This window comes from Amycolatopsis sp. WAC 01376, from assembly GCF_003947415.1.
In the GTDB taxonomy this organism is placed as follows: Bacteria; Actinomycetota; Actinomycetes; order Mycobacteriales; family Pseudonocardiaceae; genus Amycolatopsis.
The window spans coordinates 151,975-177,207 of sequence record NZ_QHKL01000006.1 but is presented as its reverse complement, the minus strand read 5'-3'; the positions used below and the strand labels follow the sequence as shown (position 1 = coordinate 177,207).

Here is a 25,233-nt window from a genome sequence, read left to right as displayed (position 1 = left end):
GATCAGCCCGCTTCGGCCCGAGGACCGAACGAGTAACCCTGTCCGCCACCGGAGGACGACGACTGCCCCGAGTTCGACGAGGACGCCGAGGCGGGAGCGGCCGAACCGCGGTCGTCGAGCTCACGCAGCTGGGACTCGAGGAATCCGCGCAGCCTCGTGCGGTACTCCCGCTCGATCGTGCGCAGCTCTTCGATCTTCTTGCCCAGCGAGCCCTTCTCCGCGTTCATGTTGTTCATGGTCTCGGTGTACTTGCGCTGAGCTTCGCGCTCCATGGTCGTCGCCTTGTCGCGCGCCTGGCGCTCCAAGGTCTCGGCACGGGTTCGCGCGTCGTTCAGCATGGTCTCGGCACGCGTGCGTGCCTCGTTCACCATCGAGTCCGACTTGGATCGCGCGTCCGACAGCAGCTGCTCGGACTTGGTCCGGGCTTCGGCGAGCATGCCGTCCGACTCGGTCTTGGCCTCGGCGGTGAGCCGGTCGGCCATTTCCTGAGCCAGCCCGAGCACCTTCGCGGCCTGGACGTTGGGCTCCCCGTTGTCCGGCACCATCGAATGGGCCTGGGTCTGCTCCATCGCCGACTGCGGCGGCGGCACCGGCGCCAGGCGGCGCGACGGCTCGTCGCGTACCTGTGGCGGCGGGCCGACGGCACCGGCCTTGGCGTTCTCGAGCTCACCACGGGTGGTCTCGAGCTCGTTGTCGAGCTGCTCGACCTGCTGCCGCAGTTCGTTGTTGTCCTCGATCAACCGGGCAAGCTCGGTCTCCACCAGGTCGAGGAACGCGTCCACCTCGTCCTCGTTGTAGCCCCTTTTGCCAATGGGCGGCTTGCTGAACGCGACGTTGTGCACGTCAGCGGGGGTCAACGACATCAGATCACCTCACGCACTCCATGGCCTGCAGGTCCACCGGGGCTTCCCCGAAAATCACCCTGGCGTTGCCAGCTGCATCGCGAAGAACACAACCAACAGCAGCACCATAATCGATAAGTCCAGTCCGACGCCGCCGATTCGTACGGTCGGGATGATTCGTCTGAACAGACGAACCGGTGGGTCGGTCACTGTGTAGATGGTCTCGAGCGTTACCGCAACCCCTCCGGCAGGACGCCACTCGCGAGCGAAAGCACGCACGAGCTCGACGACGATCCGTGCCGTCAGCAGGAGCCAGAAAGCGAACAGCACGTACCAGACGACCAGCAACACAGCATTCACGTAACCACTCTGCCATGCCTCGCGTCAAAACACGCAGTTGACGGGCTCCGGATGCCGATGAGTCGACAAAATCACATCCGGCTGCGTTCAGCGGTCACCGGGTGATCAGCCGCGCAGGAATAATCCGCCTTCGGCAATCCGCCGACGGTCCTCCGCGGTGACGTCCACATCGGGCGGTGAGAGAAGGAACACCTTGTTGGTGACCTTGTCCATCGATCCGCGCAACGCGAAAGCGAGCCCCGCGGCGAAGTCGACGAGACGCTTCGCGTCCGCGTTCTCCATCTCCGTGAGGTTCATGATCACCGGGATGCCCTCCCGGTAGTGCTCCCCGATCGCCCGCGCTTCGGCGTAGCTCGTCGGGTGCAGCGTCGTGATCCGGCTCAACGGGTCACGCACCGCGGCCCGGACCGGCTCGGTGACCGGCCGCAGCCGCGCGACCGGCTCCGGCTGGCGGTCGATCGCCAATGCCCCGTGGACCGCAGGCTCCGGGCTGGGCACGGAGCGTGACCGAGGCCGCGGCGCGGGCTCGTCATAAGTGTCATCGGCGTCCCGGTAACGTCCACCCCGTGACCGGGCCGGCGGCTCATCGTCGTAGTCGTACTCGTCGTCGACGTATTCCTTTGAGGCGTAGCCTCGCCGGTAGTCATCCTCGACGTCGTAGCCATCTTCGTCCGCGGGCACCATCCCGAAGTAGGCCTTCAGCTTCTGCAGCGCGCTCATGCCTCTCCCTAGCCTTAGCCGCGTCCCGCACCGTACTCCCCCGCCCTCGCCGCCACTCCCCGTAACGACGAGACGGTATTCCCTAGGGCGAGGCTAAACCGCGTCCACCGAGCAACGCGGTTCCGACACGCACACAGGTCGAGCCGTGCGCGATAGCCTGCTCGAGATCATTGCTCATTCCGGCGGAGATCTCACGGGCTTTTGGGTGTTCTTCCCGAAGACTCTCCGACGCGCGAGCGAGTTCCTCGAACGCCTCAGCGGGGTCAGTACCCAGCGGGGCCACGGCCATAAGCCCTCGGAGGCGAAGATCACCCACATGGGCTATCCGCTCCGCCAACCGGCGTAATTCGCTCAACCGAATGCCCCCGCGGTTCGGATCGTCATCGAGACTTACTTGAATGAGGACGTCCAACGGGTGCTCGCGTTGCCCGGAATCGAGGGCCGACCTGGTCGCCTTCGCGAGCGCGTCGGCGAGGCGCTCGGAGTCGACGGACTGGATCTCGTCCGCCCAGCGCACGACCGATTTGGCCTTGTTCCGCTGCAGGCTGCCGACCATATGCCAGCGGATCCGGGCGTCGGGACGGAGACCGGCGACCTCTTCGGCCTTCGCGCCCGCCTCCTGATCGCGGTTCTCGGCGAGGTCGAGCGCGCCAAGGTCGGCGAGCAACGCGGCGTCGAGGGCCGGGAAGGTCTTGGTGACCGCGAGCAGCTTGACCTCGTCGCGCGTCCGGCCGGCGGCCTTGCACGCGGCGCCGATCCGCTCTTCCACTTCGGCGAGGGACGCGGCGAGTTCCGCCTTTCGTGCGTCACTCACGACGCGTCCAGCCAGGTGATCCCCGCGATCCGGCCGGTGGTGCCGTCGCGGCGGAAGCTGAAGAGTGTCCTGTCTTCGTTGGTGCAGCGCGGATCCACGCCGATCTTGCCGACGCCGAGGTTGGCCAGCTGCCGCCAGAGACCGGCGCGCAGGTCGAGCCCCGGCGTGCCCTTGCGGGTTTTGCAGGCACTGCCCGGCACGTGTTCTTCGACGTCGGCGGCCATGGCGGCGGGGACTTCGTAGCAGTCGCCGCAAATAGCGGGGCCGAGCAGCCCTTCGATCCTGGCCGGTTCGGCGCCGAGCGAACGCATCGCCTCGATCGCGGCGGGGACGACGCCGACCCTGGCGCCGACGCGGCCCGCGTGGACGGCGGCGACGACACCGGCTTCGACGTCGGCGAGCATCACGGGAACACAATCGGCGACGAGCACCACGAGCGCGAGACCGGGCTCGGCCGTCACGAGCGCGTCGGTCGCTTCGGCGGCGGAGGTTTCGGAACCGTCGACGACGGTGGCGGTGCGGCCGTGGACCTGTTCCATCCACGCCAGCCTGTCCTCGGCGAGGCCGAGTTCGGTGGCGAGACGTTTGCGGTTGGCGTAGACGTCGCCCGCGTCGTCACCGACGTGATCACCGAGGTTGAAGGTGTCGAAAGGCGGCCGGGAGGCCCCGCCCGCCCTTGTCGTGACAATCCGCCGTACCCGCACGCGTTTCCTCCTAGACCTGAGTGAAGGCCCCCTCGACTGTAGTCAAGGAGGCCTTCACGGAACGTACTGGCGAACTACCGCCGCATGAACGGCGGCACGTCGACCTCGTCGTCCGAAGGGTCGTCGTGCACCGGGGTGGCACGGCCGGGCAGGCTGCCGTGGGTCGAGTTCGACCCGATCGGCGAGTAGCCGCGCGAGCCGCCGCCGGGCTGCGGAAGTCCGCCGCTCAGCGAGCCGTTGCCTTCGTTGCGGGAAGACGGCATCGGCGTGTGCGTGCGCGGCGGCGCGACCGGGTAGCCGTTCGAACCGGTCGACGGCACCGGCGTGGCACCCGAAGGCGGGCTCTGCACCGGAGTCGCCCCGCCGCCGTTGACCTGGCCCGCCTGCGCGGACGCGGTCGACGAGTTGGAGCGGGAGCCGAAGGTCGACGGGTCGAGCTTCTTGTGGGTCGGGGTGCCGGCGTCGAAACCGGCCGCGATCACGGTGACCCGGACCTCGTCGCCGAGCGAGTCGTCGATGATCGTCCCGAAGATGATGTTGGCGTCGGGGTGCGCGGATTCCTGCACCAGCGACGCGGCTTCGTTGATCTCGAACAGGCCGAGGTCCGACCCGCCCGCGATCGACAGCAGCGCGCCGTGCGCCCCGTCCATCGACGCTTCCAGCAGCGGCGAGTTGATCGCCTTCTCCGCGGCCTGGATCGCCCGGCCTTCACCGCGTGCCGAGCCGATGCCCATCAGCGCGGAACCCGCACCGGACATGACGCTCTTGACGTCGGCGAAGTCCAGGTTGATCAGACCCGGCGTGGTGATCAGGTCGGTGATGCCCTGGACACCCGAAAGCAGCACCTCGTCCGCCGAGCGGAAGGCGTCCATCAGCGAGACGCCGATGTCGCCCAGCTGGAGGAGCCGGTCGTTCGGGATGACGATGAGGGTGTCGCATTCGTTGCGCAGCTGCTGGATGCCGTCTTCGGCCTGCTTGCTGCGGCGCTTGCCCTCGAAGGTGAACGGGCGGGTGACGACGCCGATGGTCAGCGCGCCGAGTTTGCGGGCGATCTGGGCGACGACGGGCGCGCCACCGGTGCCGGTGCCACCGCCTTCACCCGCGGTCACGAACACCATGTCGGCGCCCTTGATGACCTCTTCGATCTCTTCGCGGTGGTCCTCGGCGGCCTTCTGCCCCACTTCGGGGGCGGCGCCGGCACCGAGGCCGCGGGTCAGTTCCCGGCCGATGTCGAGCTTGACGTCGGCGTCGGACATGAGCAGTGCCTGAGCGTCGGTGTTCACCGCGATGAACTCGACGCCCTTGAGGCCGACCTCGATCATGCGGTTCACGGCGTTCACTCCGCCGCCGCCGATACCGACGACCTTGATCACCGCAAGGTAGTTGTGCGGGGGCGTCATCGGAGCCGCCTTCCTGATCGTGTGTGCTCGTGCTGCCCGCCGGTCGCTGAGCCTGGGCCGAACCCTCGAGCTGAAGTTCAGATTGAGAGTTATGTCAACTGCCGACGTTGAAGCAGGACGGTATGCACCAGGCTGGCTCGAATCCAGTAGCCACGCCGTGTGTCGCAAAGGTGTTTTGCCACAACATGTTCGCGGGCGCAAGAGCGAGACCCGGTCGCGGCGGCGAACGGCGGCCTGGTAAGAGCGGAGATCAGGTGGGCATGGACATGACCATGACGACGTCCTTCGACGGCGTTCCGGTCGGTGATCCGCCTGCCTGTTCGACGCTGAGCGCGAACTTCTCGGCCCCGCCGAGTCCGTCGGCGACCAGCAGCGCACCGTCCTGACCACCGGGAATGAGCCCGGCGGGCTTGGGCGCGGCGCCCGGGAACATCAGCCACGCCTGATACGTCCGGCCCGGTTCGTTCTTCGGCAGCTGTGCCGCCATGAAGACGAGCTTGTCCTTCGAGCGCGACATCATCACGGTCCCGCCGCCCCCGCCGGAAGCTTCGGCGTGCCCGGTCCGGAGATCGGCCGCCGAAAGCACCTCGGCGACGGGCGCGTACCGCGCCGCGTATTGCGCGGCTTGTTCGCGCGCGGCGGTCAGCTGGGTGTGGTTGTCGTAGGCGATGCCGCCGAACACGGCGGTGCCCGCCAGCCCGACGATCGCCGCCGCGGCGGCCGCGATCGCCCAGCGCGGGACGCGGCGGCGGTCCTTGACGCGCTCCCCGGTCTCGAAGCGCGTCTTCGGCGGCTGCTGCCTGGTCGCCATCGCCTCCGCGAGCACCCGGCGCTTGAGTTCGGGCGGCGGGTCTTCGGCCAGCGCGGCACCGAGACGGGTCGCGGTCATCTGCAGTTCGAGAACCTCTTGAGCGCACGAAGCGCACTCCCCGAGGTGCCGCTGGAACTGGGCACGCTCCACTTCGGACAGCGCGTCGACGGCGTAGGCCCCGGTGAGCGTGTGCATTTCGGGCATGGTCATGCCGTCACCCCCATACAGTCCCGGAGCCTGATCAGGCCGTCCCGGAGCCGGGTCTTGATGGTCCCGTGCGGAGTCTGGAGCACTTCCGAGACCTCGCGATAGGTGTAGCCCTGGTAGTAGGCGAGCAGCACGGATTCCCGTTGCAGCTCGGTCAAGGTGGTGAGACAGCGGCGCACCTGCGACCGTTCCCAGCGGGCCGCGACGGCCTCGGCCACCTCGTCGAAGGGCCGGGCGCGGGCGGCCTCGAAGGTCGCCTTGACCTCGCGATCCGAACTGGCGCGTGCCGAGCGGACGCGGTCGACGGCACGGCGGTGCGCGAGCGTCATGGCCCAGTTCAGCGCGCTCCCCCGCTCCGGGGAGTAGCGCGTGGCCGTGCGCCACAGCTCCACCATGACCTCCTGGGTGACCTCTTCCGACTGCGCGGAGTCACGCAGGATCCGCCGCACCAGTCCGAGGACCGGTCCGGCGAGCTTGTCGTACAAGGCGTCGAAGGCCCGCTCGTCGCCCTTCGCGACCCGGACGAGCAGATCCTCGGCCGTCGGACCGGCCGGTTCGCCGTCCCCGGGGACGGGCGCCATCCGGCGCGGGCGTGCCGATTCATCCATCAAGCGTGCCTCCGGCCGTCTGCGGCGTCCGCCGGGCGATCGGCGCCTTCTTCCACCACAGTGTGATCCCGTGCCGCCGGATCAGCGCGGAGACCCGGTGCGGCATGAGCGGACGGGTGAGCAGCATATGCGCCAGCCACTTGGCGGTGGCCGGTCGCCGCACCCCGCGCAGCGACGCCGTCAACGGCGTCTTCCCGCCCTGCCGGAGGGCGATCTTGACCGAGAGCAGCGATTCCGGCCTTGGCACCTCCATCCGGTACTCGCCGTCCATCGACTGGAACGGCGAGACGTAGAACTCCTTGTCCGCGAAGGCGTTCCCGGACTCGTCGGGGCGTAGGAGGTACGCGTGCCGACCGCCGTAGGTGTTGTGGACCTCGGCGACAACGCATTCGAGTTCCCCGTCCGGCCGGTGGCACCAGTACAAGGTGACGGGGTTGAAGTTGTGGCCGAACATCCGCGCGCCGGCGAGCATCAGCACCCGGCCGCCGTGGAGGTCGACGTCGCGAGCCGCGAGCCAACGGTCCAATTTGGACCGGATGCTGGAGGCGTCCTCGGGCGCGAAGTGGTCTCGTGAGTCGAAGCGGGCGAAGGGGCGCAACCACCACGGTAGCTTCGGCGGCACGTCGAGATCGACGAACCACAGATAGACGCGATGGGCGAACGAGAGCGGCGGATCGAGGCGCCGGACATGCGCCACCGTGGAGTCGTAGAGCACGGCCATGACGGTCACCAGCGCACCCCGAAATTCTCGGCCGCGCGGACACCGGAAGCGCAGCCGTCCTCGTGGAATCCCCAGCCGTGATACGCCCCGGCGAAGGCGACCACGTCGTCGCCGAGTTCGGGAAGCCGACGCTGGGCGGCCACGGATTCCGGCGTGTAGACGGGGTGTTCGTAGGTCATCTTGGCCAGCACCGAACCGGTGTCGGGGGCGGTGCTGGGGTTGAGGGTGACGACGTACCCGGTGGGCTCGTCGAGCCGCATCAGGCGGTTCATGTCGTAGGACACCTGGACCGCGCCGTGGCCGGCGCCGCAGAACGGGGTGGCGTAGTTCCAGCCCGCCCGCGCCGATTCCGCCGTCGGGAGCACGCCGGTGTCGGTGTGCAGCCACGCCTCGTTGCTGGAGTACCGGAACGAGCCGAGGACGGCACGTTCGGCCTCGGTCGGCGACGTGAGCAGCTTCAGCGCCTGGTCCGCGTGCGTGGCCAGGACGACCTTGTCGAGCTTGTGCCGCGTGTCGGCGTCGTCGCGGACCTCGATCCCTCGCGCGGTGCGCTTGACCGAGCGGACCGGCGTCGACAAGTGGACCGCGGTCAGCTGCTTGGCGGCCCGCTCGACGTACTCGCGGGAGCCGCCGTCGACGGTGCGCCAGCGCGGGGACCCGCCGACCGACAGCATCCCGTGGTTGCGCAGGAACTCGAACAGATAGCGCGCCGGGTAGCGGAGCGTGTCGGTCCGGTCGGCCGACCAGACGGTCGAGACGACCGGGAGCATGAAGTGGTCGACGAAGTACTTCGAGTACCCGCCGATCGCGAGGAACGCGCCGAGCGTGACGTCTCCGGCCTCGGGCGCTTCGAGGACGCGCTTCGCGTGCCGATGGAAGCGTTTGACGTCGGCGAGCATCCGCAGATAACGCCCTCGGGTGACGTTGCGCGGCTGGGCGAAGAGGCCCTTCATGCCCTTCGCCCCGGCGTATTGGAGGCCGCAGCCGTCGCAGCGGATGCTCATCGACATCTCCGCGTCGCGGGTGGCGACGCCCAGTTCGGCGAACAGGCGCAGCAGGTTCGGATACGTGCGCTCGTTGTGCACGATGAATCCGGAGTCGACGCCGACGGTGCCGCCGTGCGCGCTCGGGACGTCGTGGGTGTGCGCGTGCCCGCCCAGCCTGTCGTCGGCTTCGAACAGCAGCACTTCGTAGCGGCGTTGGAGCAGATAGGCCGCAGTGAGACCGGCGACGCCGCTGCCGATGACTCCGATGCGTTGACCCTTGGTGTGCACATGAGGCATTCGGAGCCGGCTCGGGCGAGGATTGGATCGCGTGAACCGGTGCCACATCCGACCCATCCCTTTCCGGTCCGGGAGCGAATGACGACTATGCCGAACAGTCCCGCGTCCCGCCTAGCCCCGTTCGTCGAGCGGCTCCTCGGTTGCTCCCTGCCGGTCGGTCTCCGTACCTGGGATGGCGTACGCGCCGGTCCGCCGGATGCCCCGACAGTGGTACTCCGGAACCGGCGCGCGCTGCGCCGTCTCCTCTACGCCCCCGGCGAATTGGGGCTGGCGAGGGCCTACGTCTCCGGTGATCTCGATGTCGAAGGCGACCTCGCCGACGGATTCCGCCGGATCTGGGCACTGACCCGATCGGGTGCCCTGCGCGGCGCCAGGCTGGGCCCGCGCGAATGGGCCGAAGCGCTGCGGATCGCGGTGCGCCTCGGCGTCGTCGGGCCGCCGCCCAAGCCGCCCGCCGAGGAGGCCCGGCTGTCCGGCAAACTGCACACGCTGCTCCGCGACAAGTCCGCGATCGCGCATCACTACGACCTGGGCAACGCCTTCTACCAGCTGCTGCTCGACGAATCGATGGCCTACTCGTCCGGCTACTGGACCTCCGACGAGGACGGCTACGACGTCGAGCAGGCCCAATGGGACAAACTCGAGCTGGTCTGCCGGAAGCTCGGCCTGCGGCCCGGCATGCGGCTGCTCGACGTCGGCTGCGGCTGGGGCTCGCTCCTGGTGCACGCCGCGAAACACCACGGCGTGCACGCCGTCGGGATCACGCTTTCGGCGGAGCAGCGGCAACACGTCCGCGGCCGGCTCGCCCAGCACGACCTGGAGGAACGGGTCGAGGTCCGGCGGCAGGACTATCGCGAGCTGTGCACACGGACCCTCGGCGGGAAAACGTACCTCGGGTCGGCCGACCAGCCGTTCGACGCCGTCGCGTCCATCGAGATGGGTGAACACGTCGGCGAGGAGAACTACCCCGAGTACACGCGGACGCTGTTCCGGATGCTCAAGCCCACCGGACGGCTGGTCCTGCAGCAGATGTCCCGCGGCACGGTGGCCCCCGGCGGCGGCGCGTTCATCGAGCGCTACATCGCCCCCGACATGACGATGCGGCCGTTGAGCCGCACGCTCGGGCAGCTGGAGACCGCCGGGTTCGAGATCCGCGACGTCCACGCCCTGCGCGAGCACTACGTGCGTACGGTCCGGGCATGGGAGAAGACCCTGGAAGGCAACTGGGACGACGTCGTCGCGCTGATCGGTGAGTCCGGTGCGCGGGTCTGGCGGCTGTACCTGGTCGGCGGGGCGCTCGCGTTCGAGGAGAACCGGATGGGCGTCGACCAGATCCTCGCGGTCCGCCCGTCCGGCGAAGGCCTGAGCGGCCTGCCCGCCACCCGGGAGTGGTCCTGATGCCCCTCGGCGGGACCCTCGCGGTGACGGCGGGAGCGACTCTCGTGGCCTTCGTCGTCACCTTCGCCGTCGCGCGGTGGCGCAAGCGGTACGACACTGTCGACACGTTCTGGGGGCCGGGCTTCGCGCTCGTGGCGCTGGTGGCGGCCCCGCTCGGGGACGGCTCGGTGGCGCTGCGCGTGGTCGCCGCGCTGCTGACCACGATCTGGGGTGTGCGCCTCGGCGTCCACCTCCACCTGCGCAACCACGAACTGCCCGAAGACCCGCGTTACGTGCGAATGGCGGAAAACGCCGGCCCGAATCCGGCGCTCAAGCTCTTCGTCCGCGTGTACCTGCTCCAGGCCGTGGTGCTCTGGTTCGTCTCGCTACCGGTCCAGTTCGCGATGTACGGCGACTCGTTCGGGCCGGCGGCGTGGCTCGGTGTCGCGGTGTGGCTGGTCGGCTTCGGATTCGAGGCGATCGGCGACGAGCAGTTGCGCCGCTTCAAGGCCGACCCGGACAACAAGGGGAAGGTGCTCGACAGCGGGCTGTGGCGCTACACGCGGCATCCCAACTACTTCGGTGACGCTTGCGTGTGGTGGGGCCTGTACCTGTTGGCGTGTTCGAGCTGGGTGGGGGCGGCGACGATCCTGTCGCCGATCGCGATGACGTACACCCTGGCCAAGGGCACCGGAAAACCTTTGCTGGAGAAGGGTTTGCGGCGTTCCCGGCCGGGATACGCGACGTACGTCGAGCGGACCAGCGGGTTCTTCCCGCTGCCCCCTCGCCGCGTCACTCCCCGGTGAGACCGTCGGTCAGCTCGCGCAACAGGTCGAGGTGGCCGGCGTGCCTGCCGGTCTCCTCGATCATGTGCGCGACCACGAACCGGACGTTGACCTGGCGATCGTCGCGGAAGGGGACCACGTCGTCCAGCCCCATCCCGGCGACGACCTTGCGGCTGCGTTCGCACTCGGCCTCGTAGGCGGCGATCAGCTGGTCGATCGGGGTCTGCATGGCGACCCGGAATTCGGCGTCCGGATCGACCTCCAGTGCCTCCTTCCAGACGTCTTCCTGCCCGTTGAGCACGACGGTGAACCAGTACTGCTCGACGAGGGTCAGGTGGCCGAGCAGACCGGCGACGGTGGTCAGTTCGCTGGGGACGAGCGGCCGCCGGGCCTGCTCGTCGGTGAGGCCCGAGCACTTCCACACGACCGTCGCGCGGAGGAAGTCGAGGAAGCCGTTCAGCTGGGTGCGCTCGTCGCCGGTGAGCGGCGGTTCGGGGCGCTTGGGTTCGTCGGTCATGGTGGTGCAGTCTGCCGGTTTCCTCCGATGATCCGCTAACGAGTTACCCCGGGACGCACTGTCCACCATCTGCCGCAGAGCCGTGGTCCATGTCCGAACGCGATCCCATCGTTCGAGTGAAACCGACGGTAATTAGCGCCGAGGAAACATGACGACCACCCGCCCGTCATGTCAGGCTGATGCAGTTGTGCCCATCGCCGGAGAACCGAGAAAGGTCACTGATGTCAGGCCCTCAGCTGAGCGCACTCGATGTCGCTTTCCTTTGCCTGGAAAGCGAAACGACACCTATGCACATGGGCGCGGTGGCCACGTTCCGCCCGCACGGGCAGGTGCACGCGCGTAAGCTGACCACGCTGCTCGCCGAGCGGGCGGAACGGCTCCCGAAGCTGCGTCAGCGCCCTCGCGCCGCGCTGTTCCCGCCCGGCGCCGCGACCTGGGCCGAGGACCCGGATTTCGTTGCCAGTGAACATATTTCACATCACCACCTGAGTTCCCTGTACGAACCGGACCCGCTCTCCGCCTACGCGTCGCGCTGGATGGGACGGCCGCTCGACACCGGAAAACCCTTGTGGGACTTGCATCTCGTCACCGGCCTGCCGGACGGCGAGTTCGCGTTGCTGCTGAAACTGCACCACGCGCTCACCGACGGGGCCGGCGCGTACGGCGTCGCCGCGGGCCTGCTCGACGAGGTCCCACGCGCGACGAGGCGTCCGCACAGCGGCTCCGCACCGCCCACGCGTCGCTCCCCTGTGGACGCTGTCAAGGAAGCCGTCGGCTCGACACTGGCCCAGGCCGGGATCGCCTCTTCGGTCGTCCGCGCGACTCGTTCGCCGCTGTCGCCGATCAGCGCTCCGCCGTCGACCGAACGACGGCTCGGCCTCGTCCGGCTGGACACCACCGAGATCCGGCGGATCCGCCGGGCCCACGGCGGGACGGCCAACGACGTCGTGCTGGCGATCCTCAGCGGCGCGCTGCGCGAATGGATGATCAACCTCGGCCAGCGCGCCGACGACCGGACGCTGCGGGCGCTCATCCCGGTCAGCGTGCGCGGGCGGTCCGCCGAGCAACTCGGCGGGAACAAGCTGTCCGGCTACCTCTGCGACCTGCCGGTCGGCCTGGACGACCCGCTGGAGCGGCTGCTGGCCGTCCAGCGCGAGATGAGCCGGAACAAGGCCGCGGGCCCGGCCCGCGGCCCCGGCGCGTTCCCGCTGCTCGCCGACCGGATGCCGCCGATGCTGCACCGGCTCGGCAGCAAGGCCGCCGGACTGGCCGCGCCGCTGCTGTTCGACCTCGTGATCACCACGGTGCCGGTGCCGCCCAACCGGCTCACCCTCGACGGCACGAAACTCCACGGCGTGTACCCGTTCGTGCCGCTGGCGCCGCGGCAGGCGATCGGGATCGCGGTGGCGACCTACCGCGACTCCGTCCACATCGGACTTCAGGCGAACGGGGCGGCGGTTTCGGACGTGGGTTCGCTGCGGGACGGGGTGCTCAAGTCGGCTGCGAGGCTGCTGGACACTGCCTAGCGCCAAGTGTCATGAAAGGGTCGTTCAGGACATCTTTTGTCCTGAACGACCCTTTCATGACATCCGGTGGATCGGTCAGCCGCGCAGCATCTCCGCGACCAGGAACGCCAGCTCCAGCGACTGCTGCGTGTTCAGGCGCGGGTCGCACGCGGTCTCGTACCGGCCCGAGAGGTCCAGATCCGAGATCTCCTGCGCGCCGCCGAGGCATTCGGTGACGTCCTCGCCGGTGAGCTCGACGTGGATGCCGCCCGGGTAGGTGCCGAGCTTGCGGTGCACCTCGAAGAAGCCCTGCACCTCGTCCACGATCCGGTCGAAGTGCCGGGTCTTGTAGCCCGTCGAAGCCTCGTGCGTGTTGCCGTGCATCGGGTCGCACTGCCAGATGACCTTGTGCCCGGACGCCTCGACCTTCTCGACGATCGCGGGCAGCACCTCGCGGACCTTGCCGTTGCCCATCCGGGCGATCAGCGTCAGGCGGCCGGGCTCGTTGCGCGGGTCGAGGCGGCGGACGTATTCGACGGCCTGTTCGGGCGTGGTCGTCGGGCCGATCTTGAGGCCGATCGGGTTGGCCAGCAGTTCGGCGAAGGCGATGTGCGCGCCGTCGAGCTGCCTGGTCCGCTCGCCGACCCACAGGAAGTGCGAGGACAGGTTGTACAGCTTGGGGTTCGCCGCGTCCGCGCGGTCCATCCGCAGCATGGAGCGCTCGTAGTCCAGCAGGAGCGCCTCGTGGCTGGCGAAGATCTCGGTGGACTGGAGCGAGGAGTCGGTCACGCCGCAGGCCGACATGAACCGCAGGCCGCGGTCGATCTCCGCGGCCAGGGCCTCGTAGCGTTCGCTGGCGGGCGAGGACTTCACGAAGTCCTTGTTCCAGTCGTGCACCTGGTGCAGATCCGCCATGCCGGCGCCGGTGAGGGCGCGGACGAGGTTCATCGCGGCGCCCGCGTTGGCGTAGGCGCGGATCATCCGGCCCGGGTCGGGCACGCGGAGTTCGGGCTTGGCGACGAGCGAGTTGATGATGTCGCCGCGGTACACCGGCAGGCCGAGCGCGTCGGTGGACGCCGAACGCGGCTTCGCGTACTGGCCCGCGATCCGGCCGACCTTCACCACCGGCAGGCTCGCGCCGTAGGTGAGGACGACGGCCATCTGCAGCAGGGTGCGCAGGTTGGCGCGGATGTGCGGCTCGGTGTTCGACTCGAAGGTCTCCGCGCAGTCACCGCCCTGCAGCAGGAACGCCTCGCCGCGGGCGACCATGGCGAGCCGGTCGGAGAGCCGGTCGATCTCGGCGGGGACGGTGATCGGCGGCACACTCTCCAGCACGCCGCGGACGCGTTTCGTCAGCTCGGCGTCCGGCCATTCGGGCTGCTGCGCGGCGGGCCGGGAAAGCGCGTCGTCGAGCCGGTCACGCAGCTCGGGAGGCAGAGGAGGCAGTTCGGGGAGCGTGTCGACGGGAACGTCCACTGTCCAGTTCACCGGACCAGGATATGCCGCGCCGAAAGCCGCCCGCCCACCGGGACGAAAGTCCCAAAAGGTGGACGGGCGGCGGGTTGATCAGGCGGCCTGCGCCTTGTTGTAGAGGTTCTGCGCGTCCGTGCCGAAGTACGGGCCGAACATGTAGCCGGGCAGGAAGTTGTAGCCGAAGCTGTTCACCGAGGCCTGGACGCCCGCGCCGGTCGCCTCGCTGAAGTTGAGGAACCACGGGCCGCCGCTCGAACCACCGGTCATGTTGCAGTTCATCCCGTGGTCCTTGGTGAGCAGGAAGTCGGTGAACGTGCTCCCGCTGCAGTAGATCAGCTTCGAGCCGTCGTACGGCGCCGCCGCCGGGTAGCCGAAGGTGTACATCGACTGGTTGCGCGCCTGGTTGAACGCGATCCCCTGCGCGCCGACGACGTCGGTCAGCTTCTGCCCGTTGAGCGGGTTGACCACGGCCGCGCCGATGTCGTAGTTCATGTCCTCGCTCGCTTCCCACTGGGGAGTGGTCAGCGTGCTCTTCGCCGCCCAGGTGCCGTAGGGCGTGTTGCCGTTGTTGTAGCCGGGCGCGAAGGTCCAGTTGGTGTGCCAGGCGCCCTGGTACTTCACGCAGTGCCCGGCGGTGATCACGACGCTGCCGTTCGCGCTGGTGACCGCGTCACCGGAGCACGACGCGTTCCGCCCGCCCATGGTGAAGAACACCCGGCCGGCGGTCTGCACGACCTTGCCCGCCCCCGCCCACGCGCCACCGCCGTTGGGGATGCTCTGGATGATCGTGCTCTCCCCCTTCGCCACGTCCTTGAGCGAAAGGGGCGGGGCCTGGACCAGTTGCTCGATCGGCACCGCCGACCGCATCCGCTCGGGCGTCCAGTAGGCCGCCACCGCCTGCGCGCCGGCCGCTGCCTGATGATGGACCGGTCCGGCGTGAGCGGGACTCGCGACCGCGGTCAGCGCCGTCACCGCGAGCCCCATGAGCGCCGCCAGGATCCCCGTCCGGGAAGCCGTCCTCTGCATGGCGTACCACCTTTCGCCACCGGTGAATTGCCGTATGACTTGCACGACATTTCGAAAGTATTTGTCCTGCTACCGGGCGTACAAGCGGCCGTTCGGCCGCATCCGTGGCGACATATCGGCCGATCGGCCTAGCGGCAGTGCGCATCGGTGGCCGGGAGGACGCCGTCCCGCAGATAGCGGACGACGGTGTCGTTGCCGCAGGCGTTCTCCTTGGTGAAGACGCCGTGCCCGCCGGCGTCGACCGTGACGAACTTCGCCCGCGCGCCCAGCGCCGACCGCATTTCGCGGGCGCCGACGAGCGGCGTCGCCGTGTCGCGGAGGTTCTGCACCAGCAGGATGTTCGACGGTCCGCGGTCGTGGATCCGCACCGGAGGCTCGCGGCGCTCCACCGGCCAGAACGCGCAGGGCGTGATGTTCGCGGCGGCCGGGCCGAACATCGGATGCGTCACGCGGGCCCGTTCGACCGCCTTTTGGTAATAGCGCACGCTTTCCGGCCAGTCCGAGTCGTTGCACAGCACCTGGAGCTGGAGCGCGGCGTGGTTGTCTCCGTCGAGCGGACCACCCTGGGCCTTCACTGTGGGTGTGGACCATTGCTCGGCGAGACCGGGGAAGTTCGCGTCGTCGTACAGGGCTCCCCAAGTGTCGCTCCGGATTCCCGGGCGCTTTTCCACCAGCTCGAAGAACTTCGCCGTCACCTCGGCCTGTGTCCGCCCGAGGTGGTAGACGTCGTCCCGCGCCGCCGCCCAAGCCGTGAAGTCGCCGAAGCGGTCGTCGAAACCTTCCGCGAAGCGTTGGTGCGCCCGGACGTCCAGGCCGTTCGGCCCGGTAAGGCTGTCCAGCACGATCCGGTCCGTGCGCGCCGGGAACATCGAGGCGTAGGCGGCACCGAGGTAGCTCCCGTACGAGACGCCGTAATAGGAGATCTTCCGCTCACCCAGCGCCTCGCGGATCCGGTCCATATCGCGCGCGGTGTTGGCGGTGGTCATCTGCGGCAGGAGATCCGCCGTCTTCGACTCGGCGCATTGCTTCGCCACCACACGGGACTTCGCCGCCTTCTCGGCGACGTCACGCGGGCCGTCCGCGTACGGGCCGGTGAGGATGAACCGCTGTTCCTCGGTCAGATCGCACGTCACCGGCGTGCTGTAGGTGGTGCCGCGCGGATCGAAACCGATGACGTCGTAACTGTCGAGCAGACCGGACTGGCCCTGTCGCTGCGCGAGTTGCGCGGGCATCGCCAGGCCGGGGCTCCCCGGGCCGCCGGGATTCATCAGCAGCACGCCCCGGCGTTTCGGCGAGGTGCTCGCCTTACGGGAGACGGTGAGCTCGATGGTGCGCCCGCCGGGGTCGGCGTGGTCCAGCGGCACCTTGAGTTTCGCGCATTCGAGGCCCGCGGTCGGTGAGGGCGTCATACCGTAGTCCGGGCACGGTGACGTCCACTTCAGTGCCGGAGCCGCTTCGGCGGTCACCGGGATGGCCATAGTCAGTGGCAGGAAAGCCAGTATCGCCAACGTTTTTCTCATGCGGCAGAGCTTGGCGGGCGAAACGGCTCTACCGCGTCGGACCGCGGCCTGATCCCGGACCTCCACCTTGGGTGGGGTCTCCCCCCTGCCGTTCGTCGACCCAGAGTGTCAGGAAAGGGTCGTTCAGGACGAAAAACGTCCTGAACGACCCTTTCCTGACATCTCTACGGGGCTCAGACCACTGCGAGCGGCAGCGCCGTCGGGTGCACCGGAGCGGGCAGGTCCGAAGCGCCGGTGAGGTAGGCGTCCACCGCGCTCGCCACCGAACGTCCCTCGGCGATCGCCCACACCACCAGCGAGGCACCGCGGTGCGCGTCGCCGCAGACGAACACGCCGGGCGAGGAGGTCTGCCAGTCCGCGCCGCACGAGAGCGTGCCGCGTTTGGTCAGCGACAGGCCGAGCCCGTCGAGCAGCGGCATGTGCTCGACACCCTCGAACCCGATCGCGAGCAGCACGAGGTCGGCGGGCAGTTCCTCGACCTCGTCGTTGACCGGGGTCACCATGCGCTTGCCGGTCTCGGGGTCCTTGACCACGCGGACCTGCCGGATCTCGACCGCGCGTACGGTGCCGTCGTCGTCTCCGATGAACCGGGTGACCGCGACGGCGAACTTGCGCTCGCCCGCCTCTTCGTGCGCCGGGTAGGTGCGCAGGATGTACGGCCAGGTCGGCCACGGCGATCGCTCGTCGTCCCTTGTGGACGGTGGCGTCGGGTACTGGTCCAGCTGTGTCACCGAAAGCGCGCCCTGACGGGTCGCGGTGCCGTACGAGTCGGCCCCGGTGTCACCGCCGCCGATGATGACCACGTGCTTGCCGGCCGCGTCCACCGCCGACGGGCCGTCGCCCTCGACGTACTTGTTGGCCGGGACCAGATGTTCCATCGCCAGGTGGATCCCGGACAGCTCGCGACCGGGCGTGGTCGTGTCGTCACGGCCGCGCAGCGCGCCAACGGCGAGCACCACCGCGTCGTAGCCCGCGCGGAGTTCCTCGACGGTCAGATCGACGCCGACCTCACAGCCGGTGACGAACTTCGTGCCCTCCTTGCGGAGTTGCGCGAGCCGCCGGTCGAGGACCTTCTTCTCCATTTTGAACTCGGGGATGCCGTAGCGCAGCAGGCCGCCGAGCCGGTCGTCCCGTTCGTAGACGGTCACTTCGTGGCCGGCGCGGGTCAGCTGCTGCGCGGCGGCGAGCCCGGCCGGGCCGGAGCCGACGACCGCGACCCGCTGCCCCGACGAGACCTCGGAGATCTGCGGCTGCACGTAGCCCGCTTCCCAGGACTGGTCGGCGATCGTCTGCTCGACGCGTTTGATCGCCACCGGGCCGCCGGACAGCGGCGAGACCGACAGGACACAGCCCGCCTCGCACGGCGCGGGGCACAGCTTCCCGGTGAACTCGGGGAAGTTGTTGGTCGCGTGGAGCCGGTCGCTCGCCGCGGCCCAGTCGCCGCGGCGCACCAGATCGTTCCACTCCGGGATCAGGTTGCCCAGCGGGCAGCCGGAACCACTGGAATGACAGAACGGGATGCCGCAGTCCATGCACCGTGTCGCCTGTTCGCGCACCTGTTCGTTGCGCTCGGCGGGTTCCACGTCGGCGTACACCTCGCCCCAGGTGGCGAGACGGTCCTCTTTGGACTTCTTCTTCGGCTCTTCGCGTTCGTACTTCAGGAAACCCGTCGGATCAGCCACGAGCGGCCTCCATGATCGCTTCGTCGACGTCGCGGCCCGCGGCACGCGCCGCCTTCGCCGCGTCAAGGACACGCTGGTAGTCGCGGGGCATCACCTTGGTGAACGCCGCCGAGCGACGCGGCCAGTCGCCGAGCAGCGACGCGGCCACGGCCGAGCGTGTGAGGTCGTAGTGCTTCTGCACGGTCTTCTTGAGCCAGACGAGGTCTTCCGACGACGGGGGCAGCAGGTTGACCATTTCCTCGTTGACCTTGCCCCGGTCGAGGTCGAGCACGTAGGCCTCGCCGCCGGACATCCCCGCCGCGAGGTTGCGCCCGGTCGGGCCGAGCACCACGGCCTGCCCGCCGGTCATGTACTCGAAGGCGTGGTCGCCGACGCCCTCGGCGACGACCACGGCACCGGAGTTGCGCACGCAGAACCGTTCGCCGACCTGGCCGCGCAGGAACATCTCGCCGCCGGTGGCGCCGTAAGCGAGGGTGTTCCCGGCGATGGTCTGGCCTTCGGCGGCGAACTTCGCGTCCGGATGCGGGCGCACGATGATCCGCCCGCCGGAAAGACCCTTGCCGACGTAGTCGTTCGCGTCGCCGACCATGTCGAGCGTGATGCCGCGCGGCAGGAACGCCCCGAGCGACTGTCCGGCGGAACCGGTCAGCATCACGTGGATCGTGTCCTCCGGCAGGCCCTCACCGCCGTAGCGGCGGGTGATCTCGGAGCCGAGCAGCGTGCCGACGGTCCGGTTCACGTTCCGCACCGGCAGTTCGAGCCGCACCGGATGCGCGTCCTCCAGCGCCGCCTCGGCGAGCTGGATCAGCGTCCGGTCGAGCGCGTGCTCCAGGCCGTGGTCCTGCGTCCGCGTGCGCCGCTTCGCCCCGCCGTAAGGAGTCTCGGTCGGCATCTCGAAGATCGGCGAGAGGTCGAGACCGGAGGCCTTCCAGTGCTCGATCGCGTTGTCGGTGTTCAGCATCTCGGCGTGCCCGATCGCCTCGTCGAGAGTGCGGAAACCCAGTGCCGCCAACGTTTCCCGGACCTCTTCGGCGACGAAGCGGAAGTAGTTGACGACGTGGTCTGCCTGGCCGGTGTACCGCTTGCGCAACTCCGGGCTCTGGGTCGCGACGCCGACCGGGCAGGTGTCGAGGTGGCAGACGCGCATCATGACGCAGCCTTCGACGATCAGCGGCGCCGTCGCGAAGCCGTACTCCTCCGCGCCGAGCAGCGCGGCGATGACGACGTCCTTGCCGGTCTTCATCGCGCCGTCGACCTGCACGGTGATCCGGTCGCGCAAACCGTTGAGCAGCAACGTCTGCTGTGTCTCGGCGAGCCCGATCTCCCACGGCGTCCCCGCGTGTTTGAGCGAGTTCATCGGGGAGGCGCCGGTGCCCCCGTCGTGGCCGGAGATCAGCACGACGTCGGCGTGCGCCTTCGACACGCCCGCCGCGACCGTGCCGACGCCGAGCGAGGACACCAGCTTCACGTGGATGCGGGCGTTTTCGTTGGCGTTCTTGAGATCGTGGATCAGCTGGGCGAGATCCTCGATCGAGTAGATGTCGTGGTGCGGCGGCGGCGAGATCAGCCCGACGCCGGGCGTCGAGTGCCGCGTGCGCGCGATCCACGGGTAGACCTTGTTCGGCGGCAACTGCCCGCCCTCGCCCGGCTTCGCGCCCTGCGCCATCTTGATCTGGATGTCGTCGGCGTTGACAAGGTACTCGCTCGTGACGCCGAACCGGCCGCTCGCGACCTGCTTGATCGCACTGCGCCGTGCCGGATCGTAGAGCCGCTCGGGGTCTTCCCCGCCCTCACCGGTGTTGGAGCGGCCGCCGATGCGGTTCATCGCGATGGCGAGCGTTTCGTGTGCCTCGGCCGAAATCGAGCCGTAGGACATCGCGCCGGTGTTGAAGCGTTTGAAGATCGTCTCGACGGGCTCGACCTCGTCCAGCGGGACGGGTTCGCGGGTGCCTTCGCGGAAGGAGAACAGCCCGCGCAGCGCGCCACCCTCGCGGTAGAGGCGGTGCACCTCGTCGGAGTACTTCTTGTACACCTCTTCCCGGCCGGTCTTCGTCGCGTGCTGCAACAGGAAGACGGTCTCCGGGGTGAACAGGTGCAGTTCGCCCTCGCGGCGGTACGCGTACTCGCCGCCGGTCTCGAGGCCGCGGTGGACCCGGTCGGTCGGGTTGTCCGGGTACGCGCGGCGATGACGGACGGCGACCTCTTCGGCGAGCACGCTCAGGCCGACACCGCCGAGCTTCGACGACGTCCCGGTGAAGTACTCGTCGAGGAGATCCTGGGCGAGGCCGAAGGATTCGAAGACCTGCGCCGCGGTGTACGCGCCGACGGTCGAGATGCCCATCTTGGACATGATCTTCAGGACGCCCTTCACGAGCGCCTTGACGTAGTTGCGGATCGCGGTGACCGGCTCGATCCCGGTGATGCCGCCGGTCGAGATCATGTCCTCGATGGTCTCGAAGGCCAGATACGGGTTCACCGCGGCGGCGCCGTATCCGAGCAGCAGCGCGATGTGGTGGACCTCGCGGGCGTCGCCGGTCTCGACGACCAGCGCGACGCGAAGCCTTTCCTTGGTGCGCACCAGATGATGGTGGACCGCGGAGACCAGCAGCAGCGACGGGATCGGCGCCATGCGGTGGTCGGAGTCGCGGTCGGACAGCACGAGCGTGCGCGCGCCCGCCGCGATCGCTTCGGAGGCCTCGCGCCGGACCCGCTCGATCGCGGACGCCAGCGCGTCGGCGCCACCGTCCACTTCGTACAGTCCGGAAAGGACACTACACGCGAAACCGGGAAGGTCGCCGTCGTCGTTGATGTGGATCAGCTTGGCGAGTTCGTCGTTGTCGATCACCGGATACGGCAGCTGCACGTGACGGCAGGAGGCCGGACCGGGGGCGAGCAGGTTCCGCTCGGGGCCCATGATCCGGCTCATCGAGGTGACGAGCTCTTCGCGGATCGCGTCCAGCGGCGGGTTGGTGACCTGCGCGAAGTTCTGCTTGAAGTAGTCGTAGAGCAGCCGCGAACGCTGCGACAGCACGGCGGGCGGGGTGTCGGACCCCATCGAACCGATCGGCTCGGCCGCCTTGACCACCATCGGCGCGAGCAGGATCTTCAGCTCTTCTTCGGTGTAGCCGAAGGAAAGCTGGCGCCGCAGCACGGAATCGTGGCTCTGCACGATGTGGTCACGGTCGGGCAGGTCGGCGATCTGCAGCAGACCGGCGTGCAGCCAGCCCTCGTACGGGAGTTGCTTCGCCAGCTCCGACTTGACCTCTTCGTCGTCGACGATCCGGCCCGCCTCGGTGTCCACCAGGAACATGCGGCCGGGCTTGAGGCGCCCCTTGGCCACGACGTCCTCGGGGGCCACGTCGAGCACCCCGGCCTCACTGGCCAGGACGACACGGTCGTCGGCGGTGCGCCACCAGCGGGCGGGACGCAGGCCGTTGCGGTCCAGCACCGCGCCGACGAGCGTGCCGTCGGTGAAGGTGACGCAGGCCGGGCCGTCCCACGGTTCCATGAGGCTGGCGTGGAACCGGTAGAACGCACGACGCTGTGCGTCCATCCCGGTGTGGTTCTCCCACGCCTCGGGGATCATCATCAGCACCGCGTGCGGCAGCGACCGCCCGCCGAGGTGCAGCAGCTCCAGCACCTCGTCGAACGAGGCGGAGTCCGACGCGTCGGCCGAGCAGATCGGGTACAGCCTGGTCAGGTCGCCGGGGATGAGGTCCGATTCGAGCAGCGCCTCACGGGCGCGCATGCGGTTGCGGTTGCCCCGGATGGTGTTGATCTCGCCGTTGTGCGCGACGAACCGGAACGGATGCGCCAGCGGCCACGACGGGAAGGTGTTGGTGGAGAACCGGGAGTGCACGAGCGCGATCGCGCTGGTGAGCCGGGTGTCGGTCAGGTCGGCGAAGAAGAGCGGGAGCTGCTCGGGGGTCAGCATTCCCTTGTAGACGATGGTCCGCGAGGACAGCGACGGGAAGTAGGTGCCGCAGTCCGCGGTCACGCTCTCGTTCTCGACACGCTTGCGGAGACAGAAGGCGAGGCGGTCCAGTTCGAGCCCGCCGGGACGCCGGCCGCCGGTCTCGTGGGCGGCGACGAACAGCATCGTGAAATGCGGCATCACCGAACGCGCCGTCGGGCCGATGTCGGCGCGATCGGCGTCCACCGGGACCTCGCGCCAGCCGAGGACGTCGAGGCCCTCTTCGGTGGCGATCCGCTCGATCAGGGCGACGGCCTTGTTCCGCTCCTCGCCGTCCGAGGGCAGGAAACCGATCCCGGTCGCGTAGGTCTGGTGACCGTCGGCGTCCGCCTCGGGCAGCGTGAAGTCCACTTCCGCGCGCAGCAGCTCGTCGGGGAGCTGCACCAGGATGCCCGCGCCGTCGCCACTGGTCGGCTCCGCGCCGGCGGCACCACGGTGGTCGAGGTTCGTCAGCGCGGACAGGCCGTCGGTGACGATGCCGTGCGAGCGCCGCCCGCGGACGTCGGCCACCATGGCCACACCGCAGGAGTCCTGTTCGGATTCAGGATCGTAAAGGCCCTGTTTGCCTGGAATGGCGGAGAAGATCATGAAGGGACCTCCTTCGTCGTCTGTGCTCAGCGGCGCGGACGGGGCCGGCCGGGGGAATGCGCACGGGACGACGATGGCCCGTTCGTTAGCGCGACTTTAACACCTGTGAAACACGTCGGCATCAGTTCGGCGGGCGTGAAAGCCCGCCGATGGGTAACGATATGGACGCCCGGAACGACACAGTTCCTGATGAGGTCACAGTAGTTCGTTCCGCTAAGTATATGTCTTGTTCCGGGAAGTCACGAGACGCGGTGACGCGACCCTAGTCACTCCGGGCGGCTTCCGCATCCTGGAGCCGTTCTAACTAGAACGTGTTACAGTTCCGCGCATGATCCTGGACCGTTTCCGGCTCACCGACCAGGTCGCCGTGGTCACCGGCGCCGGCCGCGGGATCGGCGCGGCGACGGCCGTGGCGCTCGCCGACGCCGGCGCCGACGTGGTGATCTCGTCCCGCACCGAAACCCAGCTCGACGACGTGGCGGCCATGGTCGCCGCCACCGGCAGACGCGCCCACGTGGTGCCCGCCGATCTGAGCGACCCGGCCGCGGCGGGCGAACTGGCGCGGATCGCGACGGCGGAGTTCGGACGGCTCGACCTGGTGGTCAACAACGTCGGCGGCACCTATCCCCGGCCACTGCTGGAAACCACCGCCGACTTCCTCGAAGAAGCCTTTCGCTTCAACGTCTCCACCGCGCACGCGCTGACCGTCGCGGCGGCACCGTCCTTACTGGAGTCGGGCGGATCGGTCGTCAACATCTCGTCGGTCATGGGCCGCGTGACCGGCCGGGGCTTCGCCGCGTACGGGACGGCGAAGGCCGCCCTGGCGCACTACACCCGGCTCGCGGCGGCCGACCTCGCGCCGAAGGTGCGGGTGAACGCGATCTCGGTCGGCTCGGTGGCGACCTCCGCACTCGAAGTCGTGGTGGGCAACGACGAACTCCGCGGCCGGATGGAGGCCGCCACTCCCCTGCGCCGGATCGGCGAGGCCGAGGACATCGCGGCCACCGTCGTGTTCCTGGCGTCGCGAGCAGGCCGGTACGTCACCGGCAAGATCATCGAAGTCGACGGTGGATTGCAGGCCCCGAACCTCGAACTGGGCTTGCCCGATCTGTAGGAGGCGACGCCGTGCGCGTGGTCCAGTGGAGTACCGGGAACGTCGGCCGCCACGCGCTGGCCGGGATCGACGCCCGCCCCGACCTCGAACTCGCCGGGGTCTGGGTCTCGAGTGAGGCCAAGGCGGGCGTGGACGCCGGGGAGTTGGCCGGACTCGGCCGCCCGCTCGGCGTCTCCGCGACGACCGACGCGGACGCGCTCATCGCGCTGAAGCCGGACTGCGTCGTCTACACGGCGATGGCGGACGATCGGCTCGTGGAGGCCGTCGAGGACCTGAAGCGGTTCCTGCGCGCGGGGATCAACGTGGTGTCCAGCAGCCCGGTGTTCCTCCAATACCCCGAAGGCGTCGTCCCGCCGGAGATGATCGAGCCGATCCGGGAGGCTGCCCGCGAAGGCGGCGCTTCGCTGTGGGTCAACGGTGTCGACCCGGGTTTCGCCAACGACTGGCTACCGCTCGTGCTCACCGGCGTGTGCGAACGGATCGACGAGGTGCGCTGCCTGGAGATCCTCGACTACTCGACGTACGACAACGGCAAGGTTTTGTTCGACATCATGGGCTTCGGCCGTGAGATGGACGACCTGCCACTGTTGTTGCAGCCCGGCGTGCTGTCGCTGGCCTGGGGCAGCGTCGTGCGGCAGCTCGCGGCGGGACTCGACGTCGAACTCGACTCCGTCGAGGAGGTCTACGAACGGCTTCCGGCCCCGGAGACGTTCGAGATCGCTTCGGGGACGATCAAAGAGGGGACGGCGGCAGCGCTGCGGTTCGAAGTGCGCGGCATGCGCGGCGGGCGGGCGGTGTGCGTGCTGGAACACGTCACGCGCCTGCGGGGCGACCTCGGGCCGGACTGGCCGCAGCCGACCGGGCAGGGCTGCTACCGCGTCCAGGTGACCGGGGAGCCGCGGTATGAACTGGACCTGCGGCTGGTCGGCACCGACGGCGACCACAACACGGCCGGGCTGAAGGCGACCGCGATGCGGCTGGTCAACGCGATCCCGGCGGTGGTGGCGGCTCCGCCGGGGCTGCTGACGGCGCTGGACCTGCCCTTGGTGACGGGACGGGGCCTGGTCTCCCCCTGACTTGCTGGGCCGTTCCGTGAGGGCCTCCTTGCCTACCTTGAGGGTAGGGAAGGAGGCCCTCACGGACGGGCCGCTGTGAAAGCTGGGGCTGCTGGGGCACTTGGGGTGACCGTGAGGTCCGTGAAGG

Annotated in this window: 21 protein-coding genes; 5 read left to right on the top strand and 16 right to left on the bottom strand. The window is 68.9% G+C overall.

Translation table 11 applies throughout. From position 1 onward, the window contains the following. Positions 1-2: 2 nt before the first annotated feature. From DMH03_RS27730 to DMH03_RS27685, 10 genes are all read right to left on the bottom strand, one after another. Complete coding sequence (locus DMH03_RS27730) at positions 3-863, bottom strand: DivIVA domain-containing protein (RefSeq protein WP_034319194.1); 861 nt, start codon at positions 861-863, stop codon at positions 3-5. A gap of 54 nt (positions 864-917) precedes the next feature. Then, on the bottom strand, positions 918-1,193 hold the full coding sequence (locus tag DMH03_RS27725) for a YggT family protein (protein WP_005155180.1): 276 nt from the start codon (positions 1,191-1,193) through the stop codon (positions 918-920). A gap of 114 nt (positions 1,194-1,307) precedes the next feature. Continuing rightward, positions 1,308-1,922 carry a cell division protein SepF gene (locus DMH03_RS27720; protein ID WP_125794937.1) on the bottom strand — a complete coding sequence of 205 codons (615 nt, stop codon included), beginning with the start codon at positions 1,920-1,922 and terminating at the stop codon, positions 1,308-1,310. An 82-nt stretch (positions 1,923-2,004) separates the two neighbouring features. Then, positions 2,005-2,736 (bottom strand): YggS family pyridoxal phosphate-dependent enzyme, encoded by a 732-nt coding sequence (locus DMH03_RS27715; protein WP_125794936.1) that lies wholly within the window; start codon positions 2,734-2,736, stop codon positions 2,005-2,007. Continuing rightward, positions 2,733-3,440 carry a peptidoglycan editing factor PgeF gene (pgeF, locus tag DMH03_RS27710; RefSeq protein WP_125794935.1) on the bottom strand — a complete coding sequence of 236 codons (708 nt, stop codon included), beginning with the start codon at positions 3,438-3,440 and terminating at the stop codon, positions 2,733-2,735. Before pgeF ends, DMH03_RS27715 begins: the two co-directional genes overlap by 4 nt. A gap of 74 nt (positions 3,441-3,514) precedes the next feature. Beyond that, positions 3,515-4,840, bottom strand: coding sequence for a cell division protein FtsZ (gene ftsZ, locus DMH03_RS27705; protein WP_125789611.1), 1,326 nt, complete (start codon positions 4,838-4,840; stop codon positions 3,515-3,517). Positions 4,841-5,090: 250 nt separating this feature from the next. Beyond that, a complete protein-coding gene (locus DMH03_RS27700) occupies positions 5,091-5,861 on the bottom strand; it encodes an anti-sigma factor domain-containing protein (protein ID WP_125794934.1) in 771 nt (256 codons plus the stop codon). Next, positions 5,858-6,466: an ECF RNA polymerase sigma factor SigK gene (sigK, locus tag DMH03_RS27695; RefSeq protein ID WP_125794933.1), complete on the bottom strand. Its 609-nt coding sequence runs from the start codon at positions 6,464-6,466 to the stop codon at positions 5,858-5,860. The genes DMH03_RS27700 and sigK overlap by 4 nt, the downstream gene beginning before the upstream one ends. Continuing rightward, complete coding sequence (locus DMH03_RS27690; protein WP_199749073.1) at positions 6,459-7,187, bottom strand: DUF1365 domain-containing protein; 729 nt, start codon at positions 7,185-7,187, stop codon at positions 6,459-6,461. The genes sigK and DMH03_RS27690 overlap by 8 nt, the downstream gene beginning before the upstream one ends. 5 nt (positions 7,188-7,192) lie before the next feature. After that, a complete protein-coding gene (locus tag DMH03_RS27685) occupies positions 7,193-8,470 on the bottom strand; it encodes an NAD(P)/FAD-dependent oxidoreductase (RefSeq protein WP_233611675.1) in 1,278 nt (425 codons plus the stop codon). A gap of 87 nt (positions 8,471-8,557) precedes the next feature. On the opposite strand from DMH03_RS27685, the gene DMH03_RS27680 reads away from it, so the two are divergent. Both DMH03_RS27680 and DMH03_RS27675 read left to right on the top strand, forming a co-directional pair. Then, positions 8,558-9,868: a cyclopropane-fatty-acyl-phospholipid synthase family protein gene (locus DMH03_RS27680; RefSeq protein ID WP_125794931.1), complete on the top strand. Its 1,311-nt coding sequence runs from the start codon at positions 8,558-8,560 to the stop codon at positions 9,866-9,868. After that, positions 9,868-10,653, top strand: a complete 786-nt coding sequence (locus DMH03_RS27675; protein ID WP_125794930.1) for a DUF1295 domain-containing protein — start codon at positions 9,868-9,870, stop codon at positions 10,651-10,653. The genes DMH03_RS27680 and DMH03_RS27675 overlap by 1 nt, the downstream gene beginning before the upstream one ends. On the opposite strand, the gene DMH03_RS27670 is transcribed toward DMH03_RS27675, so the two are convergent. Next, positions 10,640-11,149, bottom strand: coding sequence for a DinB family protein (locus tag DMH03_RS27670; RefSeq protein WP_125794929.1), 510 nt, complete (start codon positions 11,147-11,149; stop codon positions 10,640-10,642). The two genes, DMH03_RS27675 and DMH03_RS27670, sit on opposite strands and share 14 nt — an antisense overlap. Before the next feature lie 287 nt (positions 11,150-11,436). Between DMH03_RS27670 and DMH03_RS27665 the strand changes: the two genes are divergently transcribed. Continuing rightward, positions 11,437-12,675 (top strand): wax ester/triacylglycerol synthase family O-acyltransferase, encoded by a 1,239-nt coding sequence (locus DMH03_RS27665; RefSeq protein ID WP_233611721.1) that lies wholly within the window; start codon positions 11,437-11,439, stop codon positions 12,673-12,675. A gap of 75 nt (positions 12,676-12,750) precedes the next feature. Here the strand turns inward: DMH03_RS27665 and DMH03_RS27660 are convergent, their stop codons facing one another. The 5 genes from DMH03_RS27660 to gltB all read right to left on the bottom strand — a co-directional run bounded on the left by DMH03_RS27660 (position 12,751) and on the right by gltB (position 22,916). Beyond that, a complete protein-coding gene (locus DMH03_RS27660; RefSeq protein ID WP_038522829.1) occupies positions 12,751-14,142 on the bottom strand; it encodes a class II 3-deoxy-7-phosphoheptulonate synthase in 1,392 nt (463 codons plus the stop codon). 78 nt (positions 14,143-14,220) lie between these two features. Next, positions 14,221-15,153, bottom strand: coding sequence for a serine protease (locus DMH03_RS27655; RefSeq protein WP_125794928.1), 933 nt, complete (start codon positions 15,151-15,153; stop codon positions 14,221-14,223). A 128-nt stretch (positions 15,154-15,281) separates the two neighbouring features. Then, positions 15,282-16,673, bottom strand: a complete 1,392-nt coding sequence (locus DMH03_RS27650; protein WP_199749045.1) for an alpha/beta hydrolase — start codon at positions 16,671-16,673, stop codon at positions 15,282-15,284. A 173-nt stretch (positions 16,674-16,846) separates the two neighbouring features. Further along, a complete protein-coding gene (locus tag DMH03_RS27645; RefSeq protein WP_125794927.1) occupies positions 16,847-18,355 on the bottom strand; it encodes a glutamate synthase subunit beta in 1,509 nt (502 codons plus the stop codon). Next, the gene (gene gltB / locus DMH03_RS27640; RefSeq protein ID WP_125794926.1) at positions 18,348-22,916 is read right to left on the bottom strand and encodes a glutamate synthase large subunit; all 4,569 of its coding nucleotides are present in this window, start codon (positions 22,914-22,916) and stop codon (positions 18,348-18,350) included. Before gltB ends, DMH03_RS27645 begins: the two co-directional genes overlap by 8 nt. Positions 22,917-23,244: 328 nt before the next feature. On the opposite strand from gltB, the gene DMH03_RS27635 reads away from it, so the two are divergent. Both DMH03_RS27635 and DMH03_RS27630 read left to right on the top strand, forming a co-directional pair. Continuing rightward, on the top strand, positions 23,245-24,030 hold the full coding sequence (locus DMH03_RS27635; RefSeq protein WP_125794925.1) for an SDR family oxidoreductase: 786 nt from the start codon (positions 23,245-23,247) through the stop codon (positions 24,028-24,030). 11 nt (positions 24,031-24,041) lie between these two features. After that, complete coding sequence (locus tag DMH03_RS27630) at positions 24,042-25,106, top strand: diacylglycerol kinase (RefSeq protein WP_125794924.1); 1,065 nt, start codon at positions 24,042-24,044, stop codon at positions 25,104-25,106. The last annotated feature ends 127 nt before the right edge of the window (positions 25,107-25,233 follow it).